The organism is Prevotella sp. TF12-30 (assembly GCF_003436715.1).
GTDB lineage: Bacteria > Bacteroidota > Bacteroidia > Bacteroidales > Bacteroidaceae > Prevotella > Prevotella copri_A.
Map to the genome: position 1 here is coordinate 1 of NZ_QSQJ01000109.1, position 1,365 is coordinate 1,365.

Annotated in this window: 1 protein-coding gene; it reads right to left on the bottom strand. The window is 47.6% G+C overall.

Annotated elements, in window-relative coordinates:
* Positions 1–722: Rpn family recombination-promoting nuclease/putative transposase (locus DXD25_RS16275; RefSeq protein ID WP_117664390.1), on the bottom strand; the 722-nt coding region annotated here is incomplete at its 3' end.
* Positions 723–1,365 lie beyond the last annotated feature (643 nt).

The following is a 1,365-nucleotide window of genomic DNA, read 5'->3' on the forward strand; positions in this document are numbered from 1 at the left end:
GCCGTATCAATGGAGTTCTTGATATCCCGGTATGCCATCTTGCTTGCTTCATACTCCCTCATCTCCTGAGGAGTGAACTTGGCAATCTCGGCTTCTTCAAAGAGGCGGTCGAAAACCTTGTCGCACAACTCCTTCGGGCGCTGGGTAAGCTTATAGAGATTCTTCAGCGCATAAAGCCACTTCTCGTAGAGTGTATCCAGTTCTCCTAGTGTCTTATTGAATTTAGCAATCTCTACATAGATAAACTCCAGCTTGTCGTAGAAAATCTTGTGGGTGGCGGTATCGCACAACTGTACATGATGGCGGATCTTCTCCTTGTCGAAGGCATCCTCATTCATGTTGAAGTTGAGCAGCGCAACAGTATAGACATGATTGAGCTTGAAATCCCAGTCGCTCCCCTTTGGTGCCTGCTCGCGAATCGGGAAAGTGGAGTAGAAGAGAGAGCGGTCCTTGAAATAAGTCTGGTAAGCATTCTGCATTTCCACGATGAACTTCTCGCCGTTTTCGCCTTCGCAATATACGTCGAAGATGGCCTTGCGGTCGGTATATACATCTCCCACGTGCTCCGGGTTCAGATACGACACATCCTTCACAACCTGTCTGCCATTAAACAAGCTGTTGAGGAAGCAAATGAGCAAATCCTTGTTCATTGCCGTTCCGAATATTCGCTTGAAGCCGAAGTCGGTCAGCAAGCTGATGTATCTTTCTTCTACCTGTTTCATACGCCATTCATTTAATTCTACATCTAGTTTCACTGCAAAATTACGCTTTTTTCCTGAAACGACCAAATAAAAAGTAGGAAAACTTTCGTAGCGCCGGATATCCCTTTCCTCCGTTAGGCGTCCAGGCGGATTTGCAATCCGCCGTCAAACAATGACCTAACCTCTTTATGCTCTAGGGATATGCTATCCCCAGCACCCAGGCATTAGCCAGCATATTGATGGGATAGGGGGATTACAAATTTGTGGATTAAAGAAAACAAGATAGCTATTGATTGAATACGAACGATATGATTCTAAAAAGACTGTTCCCCGTAGCGCCGAATATGCCCATCCCCCGTTAGGCGTCCCGGCGGATATGTTATCCGCCGTCAAAAAATGACCTAACCACTTTATGCTCTGGGGATTTGCAACCAGTAGCGCCGGATATTCCGCTGCGCCGGATATGCCCATTCTCCGTTAGGCGTCCCGGCGGATTTGCAATCCGCCGTCAAACAATGACCTAACCTCTTTATGCTCTGGGGATATGTTATCCCCAACCCCCAGGCAGCGGCCAGCATATCGATGGAATAGGGGGATTGCAAATCCCCCGGCTTAATAGGTCGAACCTTTTTTTACGACGGATAACATATCCGTCGGGACGCCT